At 66.2% G+C, this 26,731-nt stretch carries 30 protein-coding genes; 13 read left to right on the plus strand and 17 right to left on the minus strand.

Annotated elements, in window-relative coordinates; all coding sequences use genetic code 11:
* The first annotated feature begins 94 nt into the window (after positions 1 to 94).
* Entirely contained in the window at positions 95 to 745 is a 651-nt protein-coding gene (locus HMPREF3067_RS01000) for an SAF domain-containing protein (protein WP_246819188.1), read from the plus strand.
* Between the two features lie 19 nt (positions 746 to 764).
* Positions 765 to 1,298, plus strand: coding sequence for a large-conductance mechanosensitive channel protein MscL (gene mscL / locus HMPREF3067_RS01005; protein ID WP_083319070.1), 534 nt, complete (start codon positions 765 to 767; stop codon positions 1,296 to 1,298).
* A 9-nt stretch (positions 1,299 to 1,307) separates the two neighbouring features.
* Here mscL and HMPREF3067_RS01010 read toward each other — a convergent pair whose 3' ends face one another.
* From HMPREF3067_RS01010 to HMPREF3067_RS01040, 7 genes are all read right to left on the minus strand, one after another.
* Complete coding sequence (locus HMPREF3067_RS01010; protein ID WP_070767887.1) at positions 1,308 to 1,538, minus strand: hypothetical protein; 231 nt, start codon at positions 1,536 to 1,538, stop codon at positions 1,308 to 1,310.
* A gap of 13 nt (positions 1,539 to 1,551) precedes the next feature.
* Entirely contained in the window at positions 1,552 to 2,163 is a 612-nt protein-coding gene (locus tag HMPREF3067_RS01015; RefSeq protein WP_083319071.1) for a MogA/MoaB family molybdenum cofactor biosynthesis protein, read from the minus strand.
* Positions 2,164 to 2,200: 37 nt separating this feature from the next.
* Positions 2,201 to 3,577, minus strand: a complete 1,377-nt coding sequence (locus HMPREF3067_RS01020) for a S1C family serine protease (protein ID WP_083319072.1) — start codon at positions 3,575 to 3,577, stop codon at positions 2,201 to 2,203.
* Between the two features lie 201 nt (positions 3,578 to 3,778).
* On the minus strand, positions 3,779 to 5,329 hold the full coding sequence (locus tag HMPREF3067_RS01025; RefSeq protein ID WP_070767888.1) for a HAMP domain-containing sensor histidine kinase: 1,551 nt from the start codon (positions 5,327 to 5,329) through the stop codon (positions 3,779 to 3,781).
* Positions 5,326 to 6,024, minus strand: coding sequence for a response regulator transcription factor (locus HMPREF3067_RS01030; RefSeq protein ID WP_070767889.1), 699 nt, complete (start codon positions 6,022 to 6,024; stop codon positions 5,326 to 5,328). The genes HMPREF3067_RS01025 and HMPREF3067_RS01030 overlap by 4 nt, the downstream gene beginning before the upstream one ends.
* A 241-nt stretch (positions 6,025 to 6,265) precedes the next feature.
* Complete coding sequence (gene rpmF / locus HMPREF3067_RS01035) at positions 6,266 to 6,439, minus strand: 50S ribosomal protein L32 (protein ID WP_070767890.1); 174 nt, start codon at positions 6,437 to 6,439, stop codon at positions 6,266 to 6,268.
* 15 nt (positions 6,440 to 6,454) lie between these two features.
* On the minus strand, positions 6,455 to 6,724 hold the full coding sequence (locus HMPREF3067_RS01040) for a type B 50S ribosomal protein L31 (protein ID WP_070767891.1): 270 nt from the start codon (positions 6,722 to 6,724) through the stop codon (positions 6,455 to 6,457).
* 645 nt (positions 6,725 to 7,369) lie between these two features.
* On the opposite strand from HMPREF3067_RS01040, the gene rpmB reads away from it, so the two are divergent.
* The 6 genes from rpmB (at position 7,370) to HMPREF3067_RS01070 (ending at position 10,148) form a co-directional block, all read left to right on the plus strand.
* Complete coding sequence (gene rpmB / locus HMPREF3067_RS01045; RefSeq protein ID WP_070767892.1) at positions 7,370 to 7,606, plus strand: 50S ribosomal protein L28; 237 nt, start codon at positions 7,370 to 7,372, stop codon at positions 7,604 to 7,606.
* A 2-nt stretch (positions 7,607 to 7,608) separates the two neighbouring features.
* Positions 7,609 to 7,773, plus strand: a complete 165-nt coding sequence (gene rpmG, locus HMPREF3067_RS01050; RefSeq protein WP_005279910.1) for a 50S ribosomal protein L33 — start codon at positions 7,609 to 7,611, stop codon at positions 7,771 to 7,773.
* A gap of 3 nt (positions 7,774 to 7,776) precedes the next feature.
* Positions 7,777 to 8,082, plus strand: coding sequence for a 30S ribosomal protein S14 (rpsN, locus tag HMPREF3067_RS01055; protein WP_070767893.1), 306 nt, complete (start codon positions 7,777 to 7,779; stop codon positions 8,080 to 8,082).
* Between the two features lie 15 nt (positions 8,083 to 8,097).
* Entirely contained in the window at positions 8,098 to 8,346 is a 249-nt protein-coding gene (gene rpsR / locus HMPREF3067_RS01060) for a 30S ribosomal protein S18 (RefSeq protein ID WP_070767894.1), read from the plus strand.
* Positions 8,347 to 8,561: 215 nt separating this feature from the next.
* Positions 8,562 to 9,335, plus strand: coding sequence for a hypothetical protein (locus tag HMPREF3067_RS01065; RefSeq protein WP_070767895.1), 774 nt, complete (start codon positions 8,562 to 8,564; stop codon positions 9,333 to 9,335).
* An 87-nt stretch (positions 9,336 to 9,422) separates the two neighbouring features.
* On the plus strand, positions 9,423 to 10,148 hold the full coding sequence (locus HMPREF3067_RS01070) for a TetR/AcrR family transcriptional regulator (RefSeq protein WP_070767896.1): 726 nt from the start codon (positions 9,423 to 9,425) through the stop codon (positions 10,146 to 10,148).
* Here HMPREF3067_RS01070 and HMPREF3067_RS01075 read toward each other — a convergent pair.
* From HMPREF3067_RS01075 to HMPREF3067_RS01100, 6 genes are all read right to left on the minus strand, one after another.
* A complete protein-coding gene (locus HMPREF3067_RS01075) occupies positions 10,145 to 10,999 on the minus strand; it encodes a J domain-containing protein (protein ID WP_070767897.1) in 855 nt (284 codons plus the stop codon). The genes HMPREF3067_RS01070 and HMPREF3067_RS01075 overlap by 4 nt on opposite strands.
* An 82-nt stretch (positions 11,000 to 11,081) precedes the next feature.
* Positions 11,082 to 11,924 carry a serine hydrolase gene (locus HMPREF3067_RS01080; protein WP_070767898.1) on the minus strand — a complete coding sequence of 281 codons (843 nt, stop codon included), beginning with the start codon at positions 11,922 to 11,924 and terminating at the stop codon, positions 11,082 to 11,084.
* Entirely contained in the window at positions 11,921 to 12,646 is a 726-nt protein-coding gene (locus HMPREF3067_RS01085; RefSeq protein WP_070767899.1) for a hypothetical protein, read from the minus strand. The genes HMPREF3067_RS01080 and HMPREF3067_RS01085 overlap by 4 nt, the downstream gene beginning before the upstream one ends.
* 117 nt (positions 12,647 to 12,763) lie before the next feature.
* On the minus strand, positions 12,764 to 14,305 hold the full coding sequence (gene purH / locus HMPREF3067_RS01090) for a bifunctional phosphoribosylaminoimidazolecarboxamide formyltransferase/IMP cyclohydrolase (RefSeq protein ID WP_070767900.1): 1,542 nt from the start codon (positions 14,303 to 14,305) through the stop codon (positions 12,764 to 12,766).
* 42 nt (positions 14,306 to 14,347) lie between these two features.
* Positions 14,348 to 14,911, minus strand: a complete 564-nt coding sequence (gene purN / locus HMPREF3067_RS01095; RefSeq protein WP_070767914.1) for a phosphoribosylglycinamide formyltransferase — start codon at positions 14,909 to 14,911, stop codon at positions 14,348 to 14,350.
* A gap of 145 nt (positions 14,912 to 15,056) precedes the next feature.
* Positions 15,057 to 16,778, minus strand: a complete 1,722-nt coding sequence (locus HMPREF3067_RS01100) for a cell division protein PerM (protein WP_141759296.1) — start codon at positions 16,776 to 16,778, stop codon at positions 15,057 to 15,059.
* A 496-nt stretch (positions 16,779 to 17,274) separates the two neighbouring features.
* On the opposite strand from HMPREF3067_RS01100, the gene HMPREF3067_RS01105 reads away from it, so the two are divergent.
* The gene (locus HMPREF3067_RS01105) at positions 17,275 to 18,033 is read left to right on the plus strand and encodes a M23 family metallopeptidase (RefSeq protein ID WP_070767902.1); all 759 of its coding nucleotides are present in this window, start codon (positions 17,275 to 17,277) and stop codon (positions 18,031 to 18,033) included.
* 345 nt (positions 18,034 to 18,378) lie between these two features.
* The gene (locus HMPREF3067_RS01110; RefSeq protein WP_070767903.1) at positions 18,379 to 19,140 is read left to right on the plus strand and encodes a M23 family metallopeptidase; all 762 of its coding nucleotides are present in this window, start codon (positions 18,379 to 18,381) and stop codon (positions 19,138 to 19,140) included.
* Here HMPREF3067_RS01110 and pcrA read toward each other — a convergent pair.
* Entirely contained in the window at positions 19,137 to 21,668 is a 2,532-nt protein-coding gene (pcrA, locus tag HMPREF3067_RS01115; protein ID WP_070767904.1) for a DNA helicase PcrA, read from the minus strand. The genes HMPREF3067_RS01110 and pcrA overlap by 4 nt on opposite strands.
* An 82-nt stretch (positions 21,669 to 21,750) precedes the next feature.
* Here pcrA and HMPREF3067_RS01120 point away from each other — a divergent pair, with 82 nt between their 5' ends.
* The 3 genes from HMPREF3067_RS01120 (at position 21,751) to pgi (ending at position 25,233) form a co-directional block, all read left to right on the plus strand.
* Complete coding sequence (locus HMPREF3067_RS01120) at positions 21,751 to 22,068, plus strand: chorismate mutase (RefSeq protein WP_070767905.1); 318 nt, start codon at positions 21,751 to 21,753, stop codon at positions 22,066 to 22,068.
* Positions 22,069 to 22,120: 52 nt separating this feature from the next.
* Entirely contained in the window at positions 22,121 to 23,473 is a 1,353-nt protein-coding gene (locus HMPREF3067_RS01125; RefSeq protein WP_070767906.1) for a Na+/H+ antiporter family protein, read from the plus strand.
* Positions 23,474 to 23,562: 89 nt separating this feature from the next.
* Complete coding sequence (pgi, locus tag HMPREF3067_RS01130) at positions 23,563 to 25,233, plus strand: glucose-6-phosphate isomerase (RefSeq protein ID WP_070767907.1); 1,671 nt, start codon at positions 23,563 to 23,565, stop codon at positions 25,231 to 25,233.
* Positions 25,234 to 25,241: 8 nt separating this feature from the next.
* Here the strand turns inward: pgi and HMPREF3067_RS01135 are convergent, their stop codons facing one another.
* From HMPREF3067_RS01135 to HMPREF3067_RS11410, 3 genes are all read right to left on the minus strand, one after another.
* Entirely contained in the window at positions 25,242 to 25,655 is a 414-nt protein-coding gene (locus HMPREF3067_RS01135) for a YccF domain-containing protein (RefSeq protein WP_070767908.1), read from the minus strand.
* 60 nt (positions 25,656 to 25,715) lie between these two features.
* Complete coding sequence (locus tag HMPREF3067_RS01140) at positions 25,716 to 26,537, minus strand: DNA-formamidopyrimidine glycosylase family protein (protein WP_070767909.1); 822 nt, start codon at positions 26,535 to 26,537, stop codon at positions 25,716 to 25,718.
* Positions 26,538 to 26,551: 14 nt separating this feature from the next.
* The coding region (locus HMPREF3067_RS11410; protein ID WP_210400061.1) for a hypothetical protein at positions 26,552 to 26,731 on the minus strand (180 nt) is incomplete at its 5' end.

Here is a 26,731-nt window from a genome sequence, read left to right on the forward strand (position 1 = left end):
CGCTTAAGTCGGTCGCCTGGGAACCGGGGGCGGGGCGGGCGCAGTCTATAAAGGCATGCGGAGTTTAGCTGTTTTTTCTTCCCTGAGACACACGTTGGCCACCCCGGGCCACCCGCGCGCGACGCTTTTAAAGAAGCTGGTGGCCGGCGCGTTGGTTATCGCCGCCGGCCTGGTGGGGCTGAGCGGCTGGAAGGAAAACCCGCGGGTGCCGGTCTTTGCCCGGGAGGTCGCGGCCGGCCAAGAGCTGGCGTCCGAGGACATCGAGTGGCGCTCCCTGCCGCGTGATGCGATCCCGACCGGCGTGGCCGCGGAGACCGACCCGGCGGACCTGGCCGGGCGGGTGGTCGTGGCGGCCGGCTCCGCCGGCGAGGTGGTCACGGAGTCCCGCCTGTTGGGCGAGGAACTTACCCACGCGTTGGGGGAATCGGAGGGCCAGGACTACCACTTGGTGCCGATTAAGCTCGCGGAGCCGGACATCGCCGCGCTGCTGACGCACGGGGATACGGTCAGCGTGGTCAGCAACGGTGGGACAGGTGACGGCGGCGAGCTCGCCGGGACCGGCGCGGCGGAAACCGTCGTGGCGCAGGAGGGAAAAATCGTCTCCACGGCCGCCGCGGGAGAGACCGCGGGCTCCCAAGCAGCTACTATTCTAATTGCACTGCCGGCCCCCGCCGCGAAGAAAGTGGCAGCCGCTTCGCTGAGTTATCCGCTCACCGTGGTGGTCACCGGAGACCGCGCAGGCTAACCATCGAAAGGACTTCCACATGTTGAAGGGCTTTAAAGACTTTATCCTCCGCGGCAACGTGATTGAACTGGCCATCGCAGTCATCATCGGCTCCGCGTTTACCGCCATCGTTACGGCTATCACCGACTCCCTGATCCAGCCGCTGATTAACTCCTTCGGCTCCGCCGAGGTCGGCGGGCTGGCGTTCCAGATCAAGGCTGATGACCCGACCACCCGCATTGATCTGGGTGCCGTCATCACCGCAGCCATCAACTTCCTGATCATCGCCGCCGTGGTCTACTTCCTCATCGTCATGCCGATGAACAAGCTGGCCGAGGCCGCCAAGCGCCGCAAGGGCATCGACCCCGAGGAGGCCACCCCCACCACTGACGACCTGCTCATCGAAATCCGCGACCTGCTCGCCGCGCAGAACAACGTCAGCGACAAGGTCACCGGCCAGACCAGCGATCTGGCCGAGGATCCGGCCGATACCCCGGGCGCGCCCGGCACGACCGGCGCTTCCGGCGCGTCCGGCGCCGCCGGTGAAGATGCCTCCGGCAAGCACCGCGCCTAGCGCGCACGTTTAATAATGCGGCGGGATTTGCTCGCGGTAGAAAGCTTCCCCGCGTAGCCCGTCGTCCGCAGGGCCGTCGTTTACTTCGACGGCCCTTTCTGCGTCTGCGGAGCCGGCCGAGTCCGCCGAGTCAAAGGCGGAGACGAACGGTGCCCGGTCCGCCGTCCGGTCGTAGTCGGGGCAGTCGCTGGGGCGCACCGCGCGCCGCCGCTTCTTGCGCCGGGAATGTGAATCAGTCATCGCACTTTAACGCTTAGTCCACCGAGTACTTCTGCAGCTGGTCGACCAGGTGGTGCACCAAGGGGGTCAGGGTCGCCATGCCGTCGCGGATGGCTGCGCGGGAGGCGGCGACGTTGACCACCACCGTGGACCCGGACACGCCGGCGATGCCGCGGGAGGTGCAGGCGTCGACAGCGCCGCAGGCCTGGCCGGAGGACCGCAGGGCCTGGGCGATGCCCGGCACCAGCTGGTCCAGCACCGTGCGGGTGGCCTCCGGGGTCTTGTCGCGCGGGCCCACGCCGGTGCCGCCGACGGTCAGCACCAGGTCCACGCCGCCGACCACGGCCGTCTCAATAGCCTGGCGAATCTTCGACTTCTTGGCGCGCACCACCACTGCCCCATCGACGCGGAAGTTAGCCTCGGCCAACAGCTCCGAGCACAGGCGCCGGTTGTCTTCGGCTTGCTGCTCGGGATGGTCCGTAACGATGACGATGAGCGCGCGGCGCTGCGCGTTCATGGACTCCTCGCGCTCTTGGGCCAATAGGTAGGCGTCGTCCGGACCGGCGATGTCGCGAAGGTTGTCGCCGTCGCGCGGGGCGTCGGCGAGTGTGGCTGCGCGGTCGGATTCGCTGGCGTCTACAGGCATTGTTCTCCTTAACGGTGGTGCGGCTTTGCGCTTTAATCTACTCGCTCGACAGCGTTACCTCTACCTGGCGAGTCTCCTCGTTGTCCGGATCCTTTACTTCCAAGGTCACTGTCGCCCCAAAGTCCTGGGAGCGGGTCGCCGCGATGAGGGTATCCGAGTCCTCGATGGGGCGATCGCCCAGGCGGGTGATGACGTCGCCGGCCTTGATGCCGGCATCCGCGGCCGGGCTACCCTCCTCAACCTTAACCACCGGCGCGCCCTGGGTGAGGTTGCGGCCGTCGACCTGCACGCCCAGCATCGGGTGCTTGACCTCGCCGTTGTTGATGAGCTGGTCCGCCATGCGCTTGGCGAAGTTGGACGGGATGGCAAAGCCCAGGCCGATGGAGCCGGCCTCCTGCCCGGACGAGGAGGACAGGGAGGCGATGACGGAGTTCATGCCCACGATGTTGCCGTTCATGTCCACCAGCGGGCCGCCCGAGTTGCCGGGGTTGACGGCAGCGTCGGTCTGGACGGCATCGATAAGCGAGGGCTCGCCGCCGGCTTGGGAGGCGCGCACGGGCCGGTTGACGGCCGAGACGATGCCGGAGGTTACCGTGGCGTTCAGCCCCAGCGGGGAGCCCACGGCCACAACCTGCTGGCCGACGTTGAGCTGGTCGGAGTCCGCGAACTCCAGGTACGGCAGGTTCTCGGCGTCCTTGATCTTGATGACGGCGACGTCGGTGTTGGCGTCGGAGGCCACGACCTCCGCGTCCTTGCGGGAGCCGTCGTTCATGGTGACCTGGATGGCGCCGGCCGACGAGCCCTCCGCGCCCTCGACGACGTGGTGATTGGTCAACACGTAGCCGTCCGGGGAGATAATCGAGCCCGAGCCCTCGGCCGCGCCGGCCCGGGTGACTACCTGGATGGCCACGACGGCGGGCAGGACCTTCTGGGAGACCTCCTCGATGGACCCCTCGGCCGGGGCCGGGGCGGACTCATTCTTCGCGGGCCGGTTGAGGACCTCGTTGACGGTGGAGGTCGAATCATTGCTGTCGGAACCGCCCACGACCGCGCCGGTGACCCCGCCCGCGCCAATGGCGGCGACCAGCATCATGGCCAGCGCGGTGCCCAGGCCCACGGAGCGCTTCTTCTTGGGCTGCTCGGCGACGACGCCAGGCGCCCCGGGCTGGCCTTGCGGCTGGGCCTGGGTTTGCGCCTGCGGGTGCGGCTGAGTCTGGGCCTGCGGCTGCGCGTGCGGCTGGGGCTGGCCCCACTGCGCCTCGGCCGACTGCCACGACCGGGTGGTCTCCGTGGGCTGCGCGTCCGAGGTGCGCGGCTGGTTCCAGCCCTGCGACTGCGACTGGTGCTGCCCCTGCTGACCGTAGGGGCTCGACGAGCCGGTGGGCTCGGCGTTATGGGGATTGTTGTTGTTCATGGCCGTAGTATCCCTCCCTGACCTTTGGCGCCTCTGACACTCGACTGCTAACAGCTTAAGAGTGTCTGGCAGGTTGCTGTATAGGTCTCGATCTTAGTGACAAGTCCACAATTCAGCCACCACCCTGGGCACGGGATTGCACCCGCTGCCTGCGGCTAGTACGGCAGGTTAAGGCAAGCAACGCTAGCGGGGCGGGCGCTGCTAGCGCTGGTTGAACCAGCGCTTGGCGAACTCGCGCCCGCGCCGCTCCGAGGCCGAGGAGCCACCCAACCCGGCGGTGGCCTGGTCGGAATGGGCCGTGGCATCGTCAGCCGGCCAGTCCGTGTCCCGAGGGCTGCCCGGGAAAACGATCTCCATGCGCGTGCCGTGGTCGTCGGAGTCGCCGATGGTAATCGTGCCCTTGTGCCGCTCGACGACCTGACACACGATGGCCAGGCCCAGGCCGGAGCCGGGCATCTTGCGGGCCTCGGCAGAGCGGTAGAAACGCTGGAAGACCTTCTCGCGCTCGGCCTCCGGGATACCCACGCCCGAGTCATCGATGCGCAGGCGCGCGGTCTGTTCGTCGAGGCGCTGCAGGCGCACGCGCACCGTGCCCGCGGCCGGCGACCACTTGGCGGCGTTGTCCAGCAGGTTGAGCACCGCGCGGCCTAGGGCGAAGGGGTCACCCACCAGCATCCAGGGCTCGAGCTGGACTTGGAACTCGACGTCGGGACGGCGCCGGCGGGCCCGCTTCAGCGAGGAGGCCACGACCTTGTCCAACGCGACCGGCTCCACCCCCTTGTCCATGGCGTCCTCGCGGGCCAAGTCGAATAGGTCCCCGATGAGCTCGGACAGCTCCGACATCTGCGCCAGCACATCGGCCTCCAGCTCGGCGCGGCCCTGCTCGCTGAGGCTGTCCGCGGTGTTGGACTTGTTGAGCATCATCAGCAGCTCGATGTTGGTGCGCATGGAAGTCAGCGGGGTCTTGAGCTCGTGCCCGGCGTCCGCGACGAACCGTGACTGCTTGATGCGCGATTCCTGGAGCGCGTCCAGCATGCGGTTAAACGCCACGGCCAGCTGCGCCATGTCGTCGGTGCCCACGACCGAAATAGGTCGCAGCTCGCCGGTGCTGGCCACGTGGTCGATGGCCCGCTTAAACCGCTGAATGGGGTGCAAGCCGGTCTGGGAGACCCAGACGCCGCCGGCGATGGCCAGCAGGATGCCGATGGCGAAGACCGCGACCAGCACCGTGCCCACGATGTCGACGATACCCTCGGTATCGGCGCGGGAATCGGTCAGAACGACCCAGGAACCATCGTTAGCGCGCAGGGAGACCATGTGCATGTCCCCCGCCCGCTCTGCGGAGACCGCATCCTCGGGCGGGGCCTGGTCGTCGCCGTAGGCGGGGCTGTCGCCCGCCGGGGAGACCGTGAGCTTAGCCTGCGGGTGCACGGCCTTAAAGTGCTCGAACTCGTTGCGCAGGTAGTCGGGATCGTCGTTGGACTGGGTGCGCACGAGCATGGCCTGGGCGTGGGACTCCAGGGCCTCGTCGTCGGCGGCGCGCAGGCAGGCCGCCACTACCCCATAGGAACCGGCGCAAATGATGGCCGAGGTCACCGCGACGATAAGACCGGTCAGGATTGCTAGTCGCCAGCGCAGGGAGGTACGAGAGACCCACGGGCGCGAGCTTCCCGTATAGACGGTCGGCTCGTCGGAGGATTTGTCGGGCAAAGCGGAAGCCTGCGCCCGAGACACCGGCTTCCAAGAACTCACGGGGTGTTCTCTCGCAGCACGTAGCCGACGCCGCGGACGGTGTGGATTAGCCGCGGCTCGCCCTCGGCCTCAGTCTTTTTGCGCAGGTAGCCGATGTAGACCTCCAGCGCGTTGCCCGAGGTGGGGAAATCATAGCCCCAGACGCTTTCGAGAATCATGTCGCGGGCGAGCACCTTGCGCGGGTTTTCCAGCAGCAGCTGCAGCAGCGCGAACTCGGTGCGGGTCAGCGAAATCATGCGCTTGCCGCGCCAGACCTCGCGCGTGTCCGCGTTGAGGTAGAGATCCTCGAAGGCGAGCTTCGACTCCTTCTCCGGCGTGGCCTGGATGGACTCGGCGGCCGCGCGCCGCGCCAGCGAGCGCACGCGGGCCAAAAGCTCCTCCAGCGCGAAGGGCTTGGGCAGGTAGTCGTCGGCGCCGGCGTCCAGCCCGGCCACCCGGTCGGCCACGCCGTCCCGGGCAGTCAGCATGAGGATGGGGCGCTCCCAACCTTCACTGCGAAGTAAACGGCACACTTCCAGGCCGTCCATGTTCGGCATCATCACGTCGAGGATCATCAGATCCGGCGATTCCCGGTGCACCGTCTCGACCGCCTCAACGCCGTCCCCGGCCAAGATGACCTGGTAGCCGTTAAAGCTCAGCGAACGGCGAAGCGATTCACGCACCGGCTGTTCGTCGTCCACTACGAGAATTTTCATATCTCAATTATGCCCTAAGATGAGTCTTTCCAGGAACCCAGAAAATAAAAGTAGTTTTATTAAGGTTCAAAGCCCAATTAAGGATCGAACAGGGAAACACTCAGCTGCAAAAACAACGCAACACCCCCACAAAGCTGAGTGTAAGATAATAAGAAAAGCGCCCCGGCTACCCTTATTCGGGGTAACTCGAGGCGCGAGGGGTCGGGTAACTACCGGCCCAGCCTTATCGTCCTAAAAACTCTTAGAACTGCTCCACGTCGACCAGGCCGAGCTTAGCAGCCTTGACCAGGCGGCGCGGGATGCGCACGGTCTGGCCGTCGATGGTGACTTCCTGGAGGTCGACGTTGTCGGCCTTCCACTGGGAACGGCGCGAGCGGGTGTTCGCGCGGGACATCTTGAACTTAGGAGTTGCCATTTTCTTCTACCCTCCTTACGCGTTCTTCTTCTTGCGGCGAGCCATGCCACCGAAGCGCTGGTTGAAGCGCTCGACACGGCCGGCGGTGTCCATCACGCGCTGAGCACCGGTCCAGAACGGGTGCGACTCGGCGGTAACGTCGACCACGATGAGCGGGTACTCGTTGCCGTCCTCCCACTCAACGGTGCGCTCGGAGGAGGCGGTGGACTTGGTCAGGAAGCGGGTACCGGTACCGGCGTCCTGAAAGACCACCGGGTGGTAATCCGGGTGGATATCTTTCTTCATGCGAATTCCCTCAGGGTTGAAACTTCGGGTCGGTTCCCCACTATCGCCGGTGCCTAAAAAGCAGGCCTAGGCGGCGGGGATCGTGCCCGAGTTGGGTTTTCTAACGGACAAACAGCTACCGGCGGAGCCAGCCCGCGCGATAGCAACTCGAACTATCATACAGCCGACCTGCCCTTTTCCCAAATCTCAGCCGACGTCAAACAACAGGCCACACAGCAACCACAATCACCCCGCCCACCACCGCCGTACAGCAGGCTTGTGCAGCTGGCTCATGCAGCAAGACTCCCCGGGCGACAGAAGCTGCTAGGAGCCGCGCGGCGAAAGGTACGCAGAAGCGTCGACAGAAAGGATCTCGATGAAGAGATGTGAAGGTATAGAGGTATAGCGGGAGCGCCTAAGCCCTGAGCACGCCGCGAACGGGAGCCCGAGGAAGGCTCGCACGAGGCGATTAGGAAATTCGGGCGTTAGGAGGTAAGGTTTTCCCTTGCTGTTGTCACAATGTACGTTTACGCCCCGTCTACTGCAATGAAACGGCGTGATTTTTTAATCGCTCATCCTCACATTCCGAGCGGAGCAAGCCTTTGAGGCGCTCGATCACGTGGTTTTAATTAGCCAAGATGTGGGCGGCTAGGAGAAAGAAGACCCATGTCGGCTATTTGCCAGGTAACGGGCCGCAAGCCGCAATTCGGCAAGCAGGTCTCGCACTCGCACCGCCGCACCTCGCGCCGTTGGAACCCCAACGTGCAGCGTCGTCGGTACTACCTGCCCTCTGAGGGCCGTACCATCACCCTGAATGTCTCTACCAAGGGCATGAAGATCATCGACCGCGACGGCATCGAGTCCGTCGTCGCCAAGATCCGAGCACGTGGGGAGAAGATCTAAAGATGGCACGTAACGATATTCGCCCGATCATCAAGCTGAAGTCCACCGCGGGCACTGGTTACACCTACGTGACCCGTAAGAACAAGCGCAACAACCCGGATCGCATCACTCTGAAGAAGTTCGATCCGATCGCCCGCAAGCACGTCGAATTCCGCGAGGAGCGATAATCAATGGCTAAGAAGTCCAAGATCGCTAAGAACGAGCAGCGCAAGGAAATCGTCGCCCGCTACGCGGAGCGTCGCGCTGAGCTCAAGGCAATCATCAAGAACCCGAACACCTCGGACGAGGACCGTTTGGAGGCACAGTTCGAGCTGAACCGTCAGCCGCGCGACGCTTCCAAGTCCCGCATCCGTAACCGCGACGCCCACGATGGTCGTCCGCGCGGTTACCTCCGCAAGTTCGGCCTGTCCCGTGTCCGCATGCGCGGGATGGCTCACCGCGGTGAGCTGCCGGGCGTTCGTAAGTCCAGCTGGTAAAGGGGAATTGCAACAATGAAGCGCAATAACCACAAGAAGTTCCGGATGGAGCAGACCCGCCGTCCGAAGAAGAACCCGTTGAAGGCAGAGGGCATCGAGAAGGTGGATTACAAGGACACCAAGACCCTCCGTCTGTTCATCTCTGACCGCCATAAGATTCGTTCGCGTCGGGTCACCGGTCTGACCCCGCAGCAGCAGCGTCAGGTTGCTACCGCGGTCAAGAACGCTCGCGAAATGGCTCTCCTGCCGTTCACCACCCGCTAAACAATTAAGTAGCAGGGTTTCAACAGCGCACTTTTGCCGCTGGCAAGTGTGACACGGTAAAAGGATCTTAAACTAAACGCCGTCGCCGGCGCCCCGCCCTTCACGGGCAGGGTCGCCGCGGCGGCGTTTGGCGTATCCGGAGCACAACCCCGCCCCACCACCCGTTAGACTGTAGACAGATTTCATCCACCCCGCATAAGAAAGGCGCGTTGCTTATGGCCTTGCATCCGTCACTAGTCGAACTCGCCGAGGAGGCGGGGCGCTGCGAGTCCCTGCCCGCCGCGCGCGGCATCCTGTCGGAGTCCCACGAGCTGGCCCGCAACGCCCTGCACCACCGGGCGGACGCGCAAGAGCTGGCCGCGTGGTACTCCCGTGTGGTCCACGGCGTGGTCTACTCCCCCGCGATCGACTCCCCGGTCCGCCTGACCGGCCCCATCGCCCGCGGCGACGGCCTGCCGGGCCTGCCCGTGGACTACCTGGGCCCGGCTAACGCGGACTTGGACGACCTGTTGTCCTCGGTCGATATCGAGCCGCGTGCCGTAGAGGACGCGCTGATCTACCGAGCGGATGCGGGCCTGACGTTGCCTGAGGAGGCATCGGCAGCGCTGCTGCGCCAGGCGCTGGGCACGCAGCCGCCGGCGCTGCAGTTGGTCAACGGCCTGCCGGACCCGGATGCGGCCGTGGACATCCATAGCTTCCTGCTGGTGCCCCTCGCGTCCGTGGCCCGTTGGGCGGCCCCGGCGCCGCGGCCGACGGCGGACCGGCTGGCCATCGGTACGGAGAAGCAGCTGCTGATCCCCGCCGAGGGCGAGGCCCTGACGCTGGCCTGGCGCACGGGCCTGGAGCTCTACCTACGGGCCTGGCTCAACCACGCGGGCACCCGTAGGCAGCGCTTGGCGGACCTGCCGCCGTTGGACCGCACGGCCTACGGCTCGGCGTGCCGGACGGTGTCGGCAACATTACAGGGTATTGCCGCCCGCGCGTCCTAGCGCGATAGCCTTTAAGATATAAGGTTGATATGTTCTTCGGTTCGTTGATTTCCGACTCTCAGGCGAAAGGGAAGGTGTTTTAGGTCTATGGCTGGTGCAGTTGGCAGGCCGCGGAAGAATTCTCCGCGACGTCGGGGTAGCACCGCGCGCGAAGAGATCCTGGACGCCTCCTCCGAGCTGTTTACCACCCAGGGCTTCGCCACGACCTCGACCCACCAGATCGCCGAAGCCGTCGGTATCCGGCAGGCCTCGCTCTACTACCATTTCCCGTCGAAGACCGAGATCTTTCTGACCCTGCTGAACTCGACCATCGAGCCTTCCCTCGACCTGGCCGATGATCTCGCTCAGCTGGAGACCACTCCGGAGCTGCGCCTGTGGGCGCTGGTGGCCGCGGAGTCACGCCTGCTTTTGACCAGCGGCTGGAACGTCGGCCGGCTCTACCAGCTGCCGGTGGCGAACTCGGAGGAATTCGCCGAGTATCACCAGTCCCGCGCGCGGCTAGAGCACCATTTCCAGACCTTCGCCGCGGCGTTGGTCGGCGAGCAGGACCTGCGCATCACCTTGCCGTTCCACATCGCGCTGTCGGTTATTGAGATGCGCGGCAACGACGGCACTCCCCCGTTCGCTGCCTCCGATCAGACCGTGCCGGAGACCGCCGTCATGCTTGCCGATGCTTCCTTGGCCGTCCTCGGCGCCGAACTTCCCGATGACCGGGTCGCAGCCACCCTGAAGCTGCTCGAGTCCCGCTCGGACTCCATCTCCGCGGCCGCCGCCGCTGCGGCCGACCGGCGGAAGAAGAAAAAGAAGCGCTAGTCCCGCGGCCCCTCGACCACTTCGCGGGTCTGGATCTCGCCCTTGCACCAGCGCCCCACGGCCCCGCTAAACAGCAGGGCACCGACGGCGATATGGGCGACAAACGGCAGCGTGAACATGACCCAGTCCGCGGCTCCGAAGCCGACCATCACGAAAAGCTCCACCACCGCAAAGCCGAGGGTTTCCACCCCCAGCAGTACGTTCTGGCCGCCGCGGGCGGGATACAGCACGTCGTGGAGCACGCGCCCGGCCCAGAGGATGTTCACCAGGACGAAGACGGCCAGCACCAGCAGGTAGAGGCTGTTGAAGGACGTGTCCAGCAGCGTCGCGAACTCGTCGAAGACCCCGCCGTGGCTATAGACGGTGCTGCCGGCGCTGTCGACGGCGAAGATGACTGCCATGCACACGAAGCCAACCAGCAGCACCGCCGGCATGACGGCCGCAATGGCCAGCACGGTCTTGACCACTCCCGGAGCCGCACGGAAGCGAGCCAGCGGCGCCCCGGTGGGCTCAACCTCGGCGACCCGGCGGGTTACGATGGACAGGGTCTGATACCGCGGCTTCTCCTCCGGGGCATCCAGGAATTGACCGCGCTCGGCCAGGTGGATGAGGTCCCTGATGTTCATCGGGCGGGCCGCGCTATCGGTGAGCCGGGCGTCGTACTGGGCGCGCCGGCGCTCCTCGCCCAGGATCGCCCGGGCAGTGGCAGTCTCGTGAAAGCGCGGATCGGACATCCCGGCGCCTTGCTCCTCGAGAGCCTGCAGCGCGGCGCTGAGCTCGGCATTAAGCTGGTCCGAGGACGCGCCCGGGTTAAGTCCCAGGCTCTCGTAGAGGTTATAGTGCTGCGTCATGCCGTGTGGGCCTCCTTAAAGCTCGTCTTTCCTCCCTACAGATTAGGACTTAAGCCTTATACGTCCTGCACCCGGGAGGAGTCTAGGCCGCCTTGTCGGTCTTCTCCCCGGTCAGCAGGTAGACCAGGTAGTCGAGCTGCTCCTGGGCGGCCTCATAGGTGCCGTCTTCGGGGCGGGAGAATACCGCCATGCCTATCTCCTTGCCGTCCAACTTCACGTGACCGAGCTGCACGACGCTGTAGAAGCCGTCATCATCCGGCCCCCAGCCGCCCTTGATAGCCGCGCCCGGGATGGCCCGCAGCCCGTAATCCTGCAGGGGGTCCGGGGTCCGCATGGCCTCGATGACCGAGTCCGCGTCATCGACCTCCGGCAGCTGCGCGGCGAAGGTGGCCTGCTCCTTGAGCCCCCACTCGGTCTGGCCGAAGGGGGTAAACCCGTCCCGGGTCATCTTGCCTTGGACCTCGGTGACGGTGTCGCCGCCCTCGCGCAGTACCGCCTGGGTCTGCTCCACGGCTGTCTCGGCGGCCCCCAGGCTCACCCAGAGCGCCTGCGCAGCGTCGTTGTCGGAATAAGTGATGGCAGCCTCGACGAGGTCAGGGTCCGCGGTGCCGGCCTGGCAGGCGGCAATGGCAATCGGCACCTTCGCCGTCGACCAGGCCGCAAACCCCGTGGTGGTGCCGGCGCTCATAAGCTCGTCAGGGGTGGCCACCGCGACGCCGACGTCGCCGCCGAGTTTCTCGGTTGCAGCGGCTACCGCACGCTTCAACGCCTTCTGGTCGATGCTGGCGGGGAAAGCCCCGGCGCGCGCCGCGTTGGTGCTGCGCGCCGGCGGCTTCGACTCCTCTACCCCGCCGCCCCTGCTGCAGGCGACCAGCAGGGCGCTGGCGGCGAGCCCGCAAAAGGTGGCGGCCCAGTACTTGCTCACGAGATATTCACCACCGCGCCGTCACCGCCGCGGCAGGTCACCGCGTTGGCGGTGCCGGTGCACTGCATCTTGTACCACTGCCCCGTAACCGGGCTGTAGGCCTCCACCGGCGTGTTCGGGTTGCCGGACTGGCTATAGGCAGAGGTGAAAGCGGAATAGACCGAGTCCGCGAAGGCAGCGGAGGTCTGATTGCTGCCGGGTGCGGCGGAGGTATACCGCGGCGGCCGAGCCTCCGGGGTGGGCTCGCTAGCGCGCGTCGTCGGCGCGGCCGCGGCCGCCCGGTCGCTGGAGCGGGACCCCGATGAGCGCCCAGCGGACCGCTCAGAAGACGGCGTAGTTTCCGGCGTGGACGACTCGGAGGACGCAGCCGAAGGCGACGCAGAAGACGAACTCGACTCCGCGGCGGTAGAGGCGGCGCTAGAGCTGCTCGTTTTCGAAGACGCCTCAGAGGTGTCAGCCTGGCTGGACGAGCTGGAGGCGGGTGCTGGGGCGGGCTCGCCCTCGTCGGTAGACGACATGCCAAGCCACCCGCGCTGGAGGCTGAGCGCGGCGATGACAGCGATCACGACGATGGCCGCGAGTATTCCAAAGGCGCCGATGAGCGCGCCCCGTCCCGGGGCGCGGCGCGGCTCCTCGCCCGCGCTGACCACCGGTAGCTCCGCGGTGACCGGCTCCTGGGGGTCATCCCCCGAGCCGCGTCCCGCGCCGTGCGTGTGCGCCATGTTTCTCCCTTGTCTAGGTCTGCGATTAGTAAATCTAACACGTACCTAGCCCGCAGGCCCGGCCTGTACACACAAACGGCCGCAGGCGGGCCCGCTCAGGGAATTACACGGGCCGCTCTAGTGGGCGAAGTGGCGGGTGCCGGTGAAGTACATCGTCACGCCGGCCTCCTGGGCGGCGGCGATGACTTCCTCGTCGCGGATGGAGCCGCCCGGCTGGACGACGGCGGTCACGCCGGCATCGATGAGCACCTGCAGGCCGTCAGCGAACGGGAAGAAGGCATCGGAGGCGGCAAAGGAACCGCGGGCGCGCTCCTCGCCGTCCTCGCCCAGGGTGTTGGCGCGCTCGACGGCCAGCTTGGCCGAGTCCACGCGGTTGACCTGGCCCATGCCCACGCCGACGGTGGCGTTGTCGCGGGCCAAAAGAATGGCGTTGGACTTGACCGCGCGGACGCTGCGCCAGGCGAATTCCAGCTGGGACAGGGCCTCGGAGTCGAGCTCCTCACCGGCGGCCAGGGTCCAGTTCTCCGCCTGGTCGCCCTCGGCCTGGTAGGCGTCGACGTCCTGGACCAGCACGCCGCCGGAGATCGGGCGCTCCTCCTCGGCGGCCTCGTCGCGCTCGGCGCGCAGAATGCGCAGGTTCTTCTTAGTCTGCAGCAGCTCCAGGGCATCGTCAGCGTAGCTGGGAGCGATGACGACCTCGGTGAAGACCGGCTTGATCTGCTCGGCCATTTCCAGGGTGACCTCGCGGTTGGCGGCGATGACCCCGCCGTAGGCGGACATCGGATCGCAGGCGTGGGCGGCCTTGTGCGCGGCGGCGATGTTCTCGTCGTCGGCGCCAATGCCGCAGGGGTTGGCGTGCTTGATGATGGCCACGCACGGGCGCTCGTGATCCCAGGCGGCGCGCCAGGCGGCGTTGGCGTCCTGGTAGTTGTTGTAGCTCATCTCCTTGCCGCCGAGCTGCTCGGCGTTGGCCAGGCCCTTACCGTCGCGGTTTCGCACCACGCGGGCGGCCTGGTGCGGGTTCTCGCCGTAGCGCAGGGCGGTCGTGCCGGAATCCGCGTCCGCGCCCTGGGTGCGGAACCAGCCGGCAACGTCCGCGTCGTACTGGGCGGTGTGGGAGAAGGCCTCGGCGGCGAGCTGGAAGCGCTCCTGCTGCTCGAAGCCGCCGGTGGATAGCGCGTCGATGACGGAGTCATAGCGGTTCGGGTTGACCACGACGGCGACCGAGGCGTGGTTCTTCGCCGCGGCGCGCACCATGGACGGCCCGCCGATGTCGATTTTTTCCACGCAGGCGTCGTAATCCGCGCCGGAGGCCACCGTCTCCGCGAACGGGTACAGGTTCACCACGACCAGCTGGAAGGGCTCGATGTCCAGGTCCTTGATCTGGGCGAGGTGGTCTTCCTTGCGGGTGTCGGCCAGGATGCCGGCGTGCACGCGCGGGTGCAGCGTCTTCACGCGGCCTTCCAGGCACTCCGGGAAGCCGGTCAGCTTCTCGACCGGGGTCACGTCGATGCCCAGGTCGGCGATCCGGCTGGCGGTGGAGCCGGTGGAGACAATCTCCACGCCGGCGTCGGCTAGGGCGCGAGCCAGGTCTTCCAGCCCGGTCTTGTCGTAGACGCTAATCAGCGCGCGTTTGATGGGCTTGCGTTCGTCGCTCATGGATTCGTCTTGCCTTCCTGACAGAAAAATAGACACCAAAATTTAGCAATCAAAGGTTATTCCGCCCGCGGCGGCGTCCGCGCCGCGCACCGCAGCGCGCAGCACGCGGACAATCAGCTGCCGTTCCACGACCTTGATCCTCTCGTGGAGGCTGGCCTCGTCATCATCGGCCAGCACCCGCACGGGCTCCTGGGCGATGATCTGGCCGGTATCCACGCCAGCATCAACGTAGTGAACGGTGGAGCCGGTGACCTTCACCCCATACGCCAACGCATCCCTGACACCGTGCGCGCCTGGGAAGGCGGGCAAGAGTGCGGGATGCGTATTAATAATGCGGCCGGCGAACTGGTCGAGGAAGTCCTTCCCCAGAATCTTCATGAACCCGGCGGAGACCACCACGTCAGGCTGGCCCACTGCGGTGGCAAGCGCCCGGTTCCAGGCGTCTCGGTCCTGACCCAGCGGCACGACCTCGCTGACGATGCCGGCTGCTTCCGCGCGTTCCACGCCCTGGCAGGGCTTGTCGGCGACGACCTTGTCCACGCGGTAGGACTCGTCCTGCGAGTCCAGAATCGCCTGGAGCAGTGAGCCGGTGCCGGAGACCAGCACGACGACGCGCAGGGGCCCCGATGCCGCGGTGTCAGTCACGCCCGCCGGCTGGGCCTGATTGTCGGAGTCAATGAAATCAACAGAAGCATCTGCGGGTGAAGTCACGCCTAACAGACTAGCCCCAAAGGGTAGGCCCGCGGAACTTTCAGTCCTTTTGACTTCCCCCACGCGCCACCCCATCGGCCGGATCAGCAGCCTCATCCCCGGTCGAGGCAGCCTGCTGCTCCGCCTGCCCGGCGTCCTCGCCCGCCCCCGCGGTGGCGTCGTCCTCCTCTTCGGCAGCGGCCTCTTCGGCAGCAACCTCCTCGGCGTCGATGATCTCCGGACCATCATCCGGTTCGGACTGCGCCGGGTCTTCCGCGTCGGCGTTGACGGCTTCAGCACCGTCGGCGTCGTCAGGATCCACAATCTCCGCGTCGGCAGCAACGTCTGCGTCGGCAGCGGTGTCCGCGCCGGAGCCAGCTTCTTCCGCACTGTCCACGCTGTCCGCCCCGGCAGGGACCCCTTCGTCGGGCTCCACCTCGGCGGCGTCCGCTTCACGGGCGCGTGCCCCATCGGCGCTCGGGGAAGCGGCAGCGGCAGCCGGCGCGGCAGCCGGTGCGACGGCCGGTGCTTTGGCTCGGCGGTCCTGCCACAGGCTAATGGCCCAGGCGGCCAAGCCGATGACCAAGACCCAGACGACGGCCAGGGCGCCGGCCATGGCGACCATGATGCCGGTCGCGCCGTAGACGCCGACCTCGCCCGTGGTAAACGCGGCGAGCAGCGCCACACTGAGGCCGGCCAGCACGGAGGCCTCCACCGCGGCGCGCGGGCTGGGGTTCTTGCCCCGCCATGCCCAGGCAGCGGCCACGCCGGCCAGGACCAGCAGGACCAACGCCCAGGCGGGCGCGCTGCCCGGGATAACGCCCACTAGCGGCAGCGGCGGCAGCGGCACCAGGTGGATGCTAAACAGTGAGACGCTCGCCTGCCCCATGTGAAACTCCGCACCTAGCAGGTTCGCCCCGGCCACCAGCGCGGCGTTGGGCAGGTAGAGCAGGCTCAGGCCGTAGAGGACAGCCGCGCCCGCCGCGGGCAGGTCCGGGTAGGAGCTTAAGATTTCGTCCTGGCGCTGCCAGCCGAACAGACCGACGACCAGCAGCAGGGCCAGGCCGGCCACGAGCAGCGCGCCGATGAAGCGGAAGGCGACCTGGGCGCTAGCCACCACCGTGACCGGCAGGCCGTAGCGCTTCAGCAGTGCGGTCCACAGGCGCGGGCCCATGCCCAGCGCCAGCGCGACTAGGTGGATGACCGCGACGCGCAGCACGGCGACGGCCAGGTTCGGGGCAGCAAGATCGTAGACCTTGCCGGCGTCCCAGAGCATGAACCAGGCCACGAGCGTTATCAGGACCGGCACACACAAAGCACAGGCCAGCAGCAGCAACAAGTCGTTGACGCTGACCTTGTGCTTGACCGCGCGGTGGATGCGCCCGGCCAGCAACCACACCAGACCGATGGTGGGCAGGAAGGGCAGCACGGAGATAGTGTTTCCCCCGGCGTGCACCGGCACGAGGTTGAGCACCATCCAGGCCTCACCGATGATCGAGGGCAGCCAGGCCAACGGCGCGCTGGAAAGCAGGACCGAGGCCAGCGCGATGACCACGATGGTGCCGATGACGGCCAGGTTCGGCACGCCGACGGTCAGCAGCATACGGATGAGGCGGGCCTTGGTGCCCGTCGCCTTCGGCGCGGTGCGGGACCGAGCTTGCGCACCAGCGCGGGAGGCCACGCGGGCAGCCGGCTGGGCGGCACTGGAGGGGCTGGTGCGTCCGCGGGCCTGGCTACGCGGACCCGACGACGACCGCGAGTGGGGGCTGGTGTTCTTATTCATCGCCTCTACCTTGCCACGCCACCGGCGCGGTTTCGGGTTGGCACGGCCCACCGGCGGCGAATCCCCTGCCCCGACGGGGCGCCGGCGGCAGGGCGCAGCGGGGGCTCCTATATATACTGTATTAACCCTCACGTAGAACTTTAGAGATTCAGGTTTTTCAGTATCTCTTAGTTCTTGCCCGCAATGGCCCACCGAAACAAACTTCCGCCCCCGTTATCGGCCCGCCGGGCGGTTCCGGTAGTGTTACGGGAGGGACGGGAGTCATCAATGCTCGACGCACCCCCTCGGCAGTGTGACTTAAAAGTTTCCTGCATTGACGTGTGCAAACCCCCTTGCAGCGGTTTTATAACATCGTTTTAGCTTGCTTGACCCTGTGCGAACCGCTATTGTTACCAGACGTTGGTAACAAGAAGGTCACAATCGTGTAACCTTGAGCGAGATTAAGTAACGCGGAAGCAGCGTTACACGATTTAAGACAAGTACGGGAAGAAGTTTAATGCGAAGCAAGACCCAGCGGGCCGGCGTGGGACGCCACCACAAGACCACTACCTCGCAAACTGCCAAGGGCCGTATCGCCCTAGTAACCGTGGCTGCCGGTGCGGCCTCCACTGCGGGCGTTGGCGGCGCCGCAGCTGCTCAGATGCAGGCTAACGCCGATCACGAGACCAAGGCGCAAAGCGTCGACTACGACCTGACCACGGACTCCAACGAGCTGGCCGAAAACGGCGCAGCCGCCGTGGAAACCGCCGCCCCGCAGATCCTGGCGATCGCCGAGTCCAAGCCGGTTGACAACCTCTCGGAGCAGCTCAACAAGGCCATCGAGGCCGCCGACGCCCGCATCGCCGCGGACGCTGCTTCCCGTGCCCCTTCCATCGTCAAGCCGGCCGAGGGCGCCTACACCTCCGGCTTCGGTGCCCGCTGGGGCGCCATGCACAACGGTATCGACCTGGCTAACGCCATCGGCACCCCGATCGTCGCCGCCATGGACGGCATCGTCATCGACTCCGGCCCGGCCTCCGGCTTCGGCAACTGGATCCGCATCAAGCACGAGGACGGCTCCATCGCCGTCTACGGCCACATGGAGACCCTCGACGTCGCAGTCGGCGATCAGGTCCACGCCGGCCAGAAGATCGCCGGCATGGGTTCCCGCGGCTTCTCCACCGGTTCCCACCTACACTTCGAGATCCACCCGGACGGCAACACCCCGGTCGACCCGATCCCGTGGTTCGCTGAGCGCGGCATCAACATCTCCTAAAAGCCGCCAGCTTCTTTCCAACCTCAAAGCCCCTCGCCGCACCGCGCGGCGAGGGGCTTTTCGCTACCCCCAGGCGCCACCCCCACGTTCGCCACATTAAAAACATTTGCACCTTTAGCCCCAATTACAACACGCGTAACACGCTGGCATGTTCGACTGTTTTCGAACAAACGTGGCCTTCTACCTGCTCTTTTTGGCGTTGCGCTCCCCCGCCAACCGGGCTAACTTTTAGTTCGTTGCCTTTCGGCGGCCGCGCCGGCCCCCGTGCTGGAGCGTGCCCCTCGCGGTACTGCCCGCTGACTGGCTCGCCACCACATACCCTCACGCTGATAAAGGACGTAGTCTATGAAGCGCACTCATCGCGCCCGCCGGGCCGCTATGGCCGGTGCCCTGGCACTGACCACCGGCTTGGCCGCCACGCTTGGTGCCACGGCCGCCAGCGCCGCCCCCGCGGCGACGGTGAACGTGTCGGACGGTTCCTCCGAGCCGACCGTCAGCGACGTCAACCACGACGCCCTCACCGATGCTCTCTTCGGCCTCGCTAAATCCACTACCCAGTTGTTCAACGGCACGATCACCCCGTCCGTCAACCAGACCGAGGCAGGGCTCAACATCGTCCTCGACCCGACTGCCGTACCGGGACTTGAGGATGCCTTCGCGCCCGAGGGCGAACACTCCGGCCTGCGTGCCACCCACTCTCAGGACGCCAACGGCAACACCGTCGTGTTCCCGACCACCGGCACCCTGACGTCTGGTTTCGGCTCCCGCTGGGGCGCGATGCACAACGGCATCGACATTGCCAACCCGGTAGGTACCCCGATCTACGCCGTGATGGACGGCACCGTGATTTCCTCCGGTCCGGCGCAGGGCTTCGGCAACTGGATCCGCATCCAGCACGACGACGGCACCGTGAGCGTCTACGGCCACATGGCCGCCAGCTCCCTGCTGGTGGGCGTCGGCGAGCGCGTCACCGCCGGCCAGCAGATCGCCTCCATCGGCAACGAAGGTGTGTCCACCGGCCCGCACCTGCACTTCGAGGTCCACCCCGGCGGTGGCGGCCCCGTGGACCCGGTTACCTGGTTCGCAGAGCGCGGTATTTCCGTCTAGAGCTTTTCCATGGGAAGTCCGCCAATCAACATCAGGCGGACTTTCCCAGCAGAGCCGAAATCCACGGTGACGGTCGCCCGCGCACCCGAACCGTCGGAGCTAATGACCGTTCCCAGGCCATACTTGGCGTGGTTGACACGGTCCCCCACGGCCAGGTTGAGATTCTTGTTCTTCGGCATGGACGTAGCAGCCGCCGGCTTTTTCCGTTGCGATGGGGAAGACGCAGCGGAGCCGGACTTGCGCGACCAGCCGGACCAGGACGACCCGAAGTTGCGCCCGTACTGATAGCTATCATCACCCCACGCGGAGCTGAGGGAGCTATCGTTTTCCTCCCGCCGCCAGTCGATAAGATCCTCTGGGATCTCGGCGAGGAAGCGACTGGCGGGGTTGGTCATCGGGTTGCCCCAGGAGGAACGAATGATAGCGCGGGTGGCGTAGAGCTGCGCCCGCGCGCGGGTAATGCCCACATACGCCAGCCGGCGTTCTTCGCTCAGCTCCTTCGGGTCTCCCAGCGACCGCATGTGCGGGAACTGGCCGTCCTCCCAGCCGGTAAGGAAGACCACCGGAAACTCCAGGCCCTTCGCCGTGTGCAGGGTCATCAGCGTGACCACACCGGAGTCGTCATCCGGGATCTGATCGGCGTCAGCAACCAGGGAGACCTTTTCCAAAAACGCCTGCAGGGAGCCCGGCGCTGCCTGCCCGTCGTCGGCCGGGTCGGCCTCCGGCGCGGCATCGGAGCCGTCGAAGGCCATCTGGTTGGCCGCCTCAGAGGAGAACTCCCGCGCCACGGAGACCAGCTCGTTGAGGTTGTCCAGGCGCGCGCCGTCCTGCGGGTCGTTGGAGTTTTCCAGCTCGGCCCGGTAGCCCGTGGCATCGAGCAGCAGGGAGATTAGCTCGCCCAGGTCCGGCTGCCCGGTGACCTGGTTGGTCATGCCCGGCAGCTGGGCCTGGATGCCGTCCATCATCTCCGTGAACTTGCCCACGGCGTTGACCGCACGGGTGCCCAGGCCGTTTACCTGACCGGCCGCCCCGTCGAGCAGGGCCTTGCCGAAGCTGACCCCGAGGTTCTCCGCGTGCAGCGCGATCTGGGCCTGGGCCTTGTCCCCGATGGCGCGCTTGGGCACGTTGATGATGCGCCGCAGGCTCACCGTGTCGTCCGGGTTGTCCAGGATCCGCAGGTAGGCCACGATGTCGCGGATTTCCTTGCGCTCGTAGAAGCGCGTGCCGCCCACCACGCGGTAGGCGATCCCGGAGCGGATGAAGATATCCTCCAGCGCCCGGGAGGCGTTGTTGGTGCGGTACATGATGGCGATGTCGTTGAGGTTGCGTCCGCCGTCGACCAGCTTGTCGATCTCCGCGGCGATGAAGCGGGCCTCGTCGTGCTCATTGTCCGCGACGTAGCCAATGATCTTCTCGCCCTGACCGTGGGCGGTCCACAGGTTTTTCTCCCGCCGGTTTTCGTTCTTGGCGATGACCGCGTTCGCCGCGTTCAGGATGGTCTGCGTCGACCGGTAGTTTTGTTCCAGCAGGATTGTCCGGGCCTGCGGGTAGTCCCGCTCGAATTCCTGGATATTGCGGATGGTGGCGCCACGGAAGGCGTAGATGGACTGGTCCGAGTCACCGACCACGCACAGCTCCGGTGCCGGGACCGCCGGGTCCGGGCTCCCCTGCCCGTTGCCCGTGGCGGCGCCGTTGCCCTGGCCGACCAGCGCGGCGACGAGCGCGTACTGGGCGTGGTTGGTGTCCTGGTACTCATCAATGAGCACGTGGCGGAAGCGGCGGCGGTAGAACTGCACCACCTGCGGGTGCTGCTGAAAAATCCGGACGACCTCTCCGATGAGATCATCGAAGTCGACCGCGTTGGCCGCGCGCAGGCGGCGCTGGTATTCCGCGTAGACCCCGACGACGGTCGTGTCGAACGGGTTCTTGGTGGCCGCGGCCTCCTCCGCGGCCCGCTGCGGGCCGATGAGCTCGTTCTTGTAATTCGAGATCTGGTTGGCCAGCACCCGTGGGGTGAACTTCTTAATGTCCAGCTGCTGGTCCTTGGCGATCATGGACAAAAGGCGGCGGGAATCATCCCCGTCGTAGATGGTGAAGTTGGTATTCAACCCCGGCACCAGCTGCGCCTGGGCGCGCAGGATCCGCACGCAGATGGAGTGGAAGGTGGCCACCCACATCCGCTCCGCGACGGGGCCGACCAGCTGGCCGACGCGCTCTTTCATCTCCGCGGCGGCCTTGTTGGTAAAGGTAATAGCCAAAATCTCCCAGGGCGCCACGTTCCGCGAGCGCATCAGGAAGGCGATCCGGCGGGTCAGCACCGCGGTCTTTCCGGAACCGGCGCCCGCGACGATAAGCAGCGGCGAGCCGGTGTGGGTCACCGCCGCGGCCTGCTGCGGGTTCAGGCCCTCGACGAGCGGGTCTACGTCAGGCTGCGGGGCCTGGCCGGGCTGGGACGCGGCCGCGGGCGCGGCGGGCCGGCCGAAGGGGTTGCGGTCTGCGGGCTGGGAAAATGGCGAGGAATCATTCATGATGACTACCAACCTACTAGCCGGCCCCGACACACAGCCGAGCGGAGTTACTTTTTGGCTGCCCAGGTGGCACAATTGGGTTATGCCAGACGCGGTACACAACGAGCTCGCCAACCTTGAGGTCCGGACGCCCTCGGGCACGGACGATCCCCTCTCGGATCAGGAAATCCAGAAATACCGGGAAGAGATCAACCGGATGGACCAGATCATCCTGGAGGCCATCAAGCACCGCACCGCGGTCTCCCAAGCCATCGGCCGGACCCGCATGGGGTCTGGCGGCACCCGACTGGTGCACACGCGGGAGATCGCCATCCTCAACCAGTTCCGCGACGATCTGGGCGAAGAAGGCCCCGCCATCGCCTCAGCGCTGCTGCGCATGGGCCGCGGCCGCCTGGGATAATCGTCCCTACCCCCGCGCCCGTTTTGGGCAATCCGTACAGTAATCTAGACGCATGAACGCCGTCTTAATAGCCGTCATCGTCATGCTCGTCCTCGCGCTCCTGCGAGTTCATGTGGTCGTTGCGCTCTTCCTCGGCGCCCTCACCGGCGGGCTCCTGGCCGGCATGGGGCTGGACGGCACCATGCTCGCCTTCCAGGACGGTCTCGGCGGCGGCGCTAAGATCGCCCTAAGCTACGCCCTGCTGGGCGCCTTCGCCATGGGCGTGGCCTCGGCCGGGCTCCCCCACCTGCTGGCCAACTTCCTGGTCAAGCGTCTGGGCAACCAAGACGGCGAGCTCAACAAGGCCGCCGTGGCCACCACCAAGTGGATCCTGGTGCTGGGGCTTATCGCCATGGCCGTGATGAGCCAGAACCTCATCCCGGTCCACATCGCCTTCATCCCGCTTTTGGTCCCGCCGCTGCTGACCGTCATGAACAAGCTGCGCCTCGACCGCCGCCTGATCACCTGCTGCCTGACCTTCGGCCTAGTAACCACCTATTTCTTCGTACCGGTGGGCTTCGGGTCCATCTACCTCAACGACATCCTGCTGTTCAACATCTCCGAGGCCGGCTTGGACACCAGAGACCTGTCCATCATGCCCATCATGGCCATTCCGGCCGTGGGCATGCTGGTCGGCCTGCTCATCGCCATCTTCTTTACCTACCGCAAGCCGCGCGACTACGCCGATACCCCGATTTCGGACGACGCCCCGGACTCTCAGGAAATCTCGCCCTACCGGGTGACCATCTCCGTCATCGCGATCATCGCGACCTTCGCGGTCCAGGTCATCATGCAGGCGCTCGACTTCGAGGCCGACGGCCTGCTGGTCGGCTCCCTGATCGGCCTGGGCATCCTGCTCATTTCGGGCACCGTCAACTGGCGCCAGGCCGATGACGTGTTCTCCCAGGGCATGAAGATGATGGCGCTGATTGGCTTCATCATGATTACCGCCCAGGGCTTTGCCTCGGTCATGACCGCCACGGGCGAGGTCGAGACCTTGGTCGACGCCACCGCCGAGATCTTCGGCGAGCACCAGTTCTGGGCCGCCGGCGGCATGCTCCTGGTGGGCCTGGTGGTCACCCTGGGCATCGGTTCCTCCTTCTCCACCCTGCCCATCATCTCCGTTATCTACGTCCCGCTGTGCATGTCGCTGGGCTTCAGCCCCGCCGCGACTGTTGCCATCATCGGCACGGCCGGCGCGCTGGGCGACGCCGGCTCCCCGGCCTCCGACTCGACGCTCGGCCCGACCGCAGGTCTGAACGCCGACGGCCAGCACGACCACATTCGGGATTCGGTCATCCCAACCTTCCTCCACTTCAACATCCCGCTGCTCGTGGCGGGCTGGACGGCCGCTCTCGTCCTCTAACCACGCCCGCAGAAGTCTTCGACTACGGTTGTGGTTAGCACTTAGCACGCGTTTAGACACCGGAAGAAAGGCCGCAGAAGCCAATCGTCATGGATTATTCTAATACCGCCTACGCCACTGGTTCGACCATCACCAGCACTGCCGAGTGGAAGGCACTTTCGCAGCTCGCCGACGGGAAAACCGCCCTTAACCTCCGCGAGCTCTTCCGGGCGGAAGAATCCCGCGCGGGAACCCTCTCCTTCACCGCCGCGGGCCTGCACGTCGATCTGTCGAAGAACCTGGTAGACCAGGAAATCCTCGGCGCCCTCATCGCCCTGGCGGAGGCCGCCGGCGTGGAGCAGGTGCGCGAGGCCATGTTCGCCGGCGCCCACATCAACAACACGGAGGACCGCGCGGTGTTGCACACCGCGCTGCGCCTGCCGGCCGAAGAAGACCTCACGGTCGACGGCCAGGACATTGCCGCCGATGTCCACGAGGTCCTGGGCCGGATGCGCGATTTCGCCACCGCGCTGCGCTCCGGCAAGTGGCTGGGGCACACCGGCCACACCATCAAGAAGGTCGTCAACATCGGCATCGGCGGCTCAGACCTGGGCCCGGCCATGGCGGCCCGCGCACTGCGCTCTTACGAGGTAGCCGGGATTAGCGCGGAGTTCGTCTCCAACGTCGACCCGGCCGACCTGGACGCGGTCCTGGACCGCCTCGACCCAGAGTCGACGCTGTTCATCATCGCCTCGAAGACGTTTACCACCCAGGAGACCCTGGCTAATGCCCACGCGGCACGGCGCTGGCTGCTGGAGCAGTTCGACGGCGACGAGTCGGCTATCCGCAAGCACTTCGTGGCGGTATCCACCAACGCGGAGAAGGTCGCCGAGTTCGGCATCGACACAGAGAACATGTTCGGCTTTTGGGAATGGGTCGGCGGACGCTACTCCGTGGACTCGGCCATCGGGCTGTCGTTGATGTGCACCATCGGGCCGCTGGACTTCATGCGCTTTGTGGAAGGCTTCCGGGCCATGGACGAGCACTTCGCCGAAGCACCGGTGAGCACCAACGTCCCGGTGCTGATGGCGCTGCTGGGCATCTGGTACACCAACTTCCTAGGGGCCGAGTCCCACGCGGTGCTGCCCTATTCGGAGGATCTCTCCCGCTTCCCGGCCTACCTGCAGCAGCTAACCATGGAATCCAACGGTAAGTCGGTGCGCCGCGACGGCTCAGCGGTGGACACGACGACCTCTGAGATCTACTGGGGCGAGCCGGGCACCAACGGCCAGCACGCCTTCTTCCAGCTGCTCCACCAGGGCACCCACCTGGTCCCGGCGGATTTCATCGGCTTCGCCCAGCCGCACCGGGATTTCCCGACGGCTGACGGCACCGGCTCCATGCACGACCTGCTGATGAGCAACTTCTTCGCCCAGACCAAGGTGCTCGCCTTCGGCAAGACCGCCGAGGAGCTCGCCGCGGAGGGCGTCGATGCCGAGCTTATCCCCCACAAGGTCATGCCCGGCAACCGACCGAGCACCACCATCCTGGCCGAGAAGCTCACCCCGCAGTCGCTCGGCGCGCTCATCGCGCTCTACGAGCACATCGTCTTTACCCAGGGCGTCATCCTGGGGCTGAATTCCTTCGACCAGTGGGGCGTGGAGCTCGGCAAGCAGCAGGCCAACGACCTGGCCGCCGCTGTGCGCGGCGAGGACACCGCCGCTTCGGGCGACGCGTCCACCGACGCGCTCATTCAGTGGTACCGCGCCCACCGGGGCTAGCCCGCTAGCTACATCCGGATCATCGGCTCGAAGCCGGCGGGGATGCGGTCGTTCGGCACGATCTGCTTGCCGAACGGGAAGCAGGTGATCGGGATGAGCTTGAGGTTGGCGATAGCCAGCGGGATACCGATGATCGTGATCGCCTGGGCCGCGGCCGTGGTCAGGTGGCTCAGCGCCAGCCACACGCCGGCAACGATGAACCAGACGACGTTGGAAAACGTCGACATGCCGCTGGACCCTCCCACCGGCTGGACCACGGCCCGGCCGAACGGCCAAATGGCGTAGGCCGCCATGCGGAAGCTGGCCACGCCAGCCGGGATGGTGATGATGAAGATACAGGCCAGAACGCCGAAGATGAAATAGGCCAGTGCGAGCCACAGGCCGCCGAACAAGAACCAGATGATATTGAGTAGCAAACGCATATCCGCGATCCTAGCGCGCTCACGGCCGCCGCGTCGGCCCCTAGCCGCGCCCCGCTTGCCCTAGTAGTTCGGCTGACAGTGCGGGCAGAACCAGATGACCCGCTCCAGTTCCCCCTCGTCGCCGCCCTGGTCCGGCCCGCCCAGGAATCCTTTCTCGATGCGGGTGCCGCACCGCCGGCAACGCGCCCGGTTGCGGCCGAAGACGTAAGAGGTCTCGCCCGCCCGGCGCACGCCGGTGGTCACGCGGATGGGGCTTTCGCGGTTGGCCCACATGATTCGCCGGGCAATATCGATGACGGCCTCCAGGTCCACCCGCCCCACGGGCGTGGCCGGGTGGAGGCCGGCCAGGAAGCAGATTTCGGCTCGGTATTCGTTGCCGATGCCCGCCACGTTGGACTGGTCCAGCAGCGCGGTCCCGATTGACCGCTCCGGGCGGGCCGCCAGCCGGTGCAGCGCCTCGACGCGCCCGCCGGCCCCCTCCCAATCCGGGTCCAAGATGTCCGGGCCCAGGCCGGCGACCCAGCCGGCGTAGTCATCAGCGGCCATCACCTCGACTAGGCCCAGCCAGTGGCCGACCAGCTCGATATCGCGCGGGTGGTGCGCCAGCTGCAGGATCACCCGCGCGCTGTGGCCCGGCTTGCGCCAACGCTGCCCCACATAATGGATGGCCCATTGCCCCTCCATCTTCAGGTGCGTGTGCAGCAGGCGCTGCCCGAACTGCATGAACAGGTGCTTGCCGTAGGGCCACACGCGCTCGCAGGTCTCCCCGTCAAAGCGCACGGTGGCATACCTCGGCACCCGCAGGGAGCTGCGCGTGACCTCCCGGCCGCGCATGAACTGCAAGCGGCTGGATAGCTGCAGGACGGAATCACCTTCGGGCATCTCGCCTCCTTAAGTTAGTAGTCCTCTTCCCCTTTGTCTGCCTCTACCGCGTCGTCGTCGAAGCTGGCGATCACGTCGGTTACCCGCCGGCCCCTCCGCGACGGCACGGATCCCGACCGGGGGCTTTGCTGGGCCCGGCGGCTGCCGCGGGGCGCACCGGTGCGGGGAGCGGCGGCGGTGGCGGCGATCCGCAG

Origin of the sequence: Corynebacterium sp. HMSC04H06 (assembly GCF_001815935.1) — a bacterium.
Classification (GTDB): Bacteria; Actinomycetota; Actinomycetes; order Mycobacteriales; family Mycobacteriaceae; genus Corynebacterium.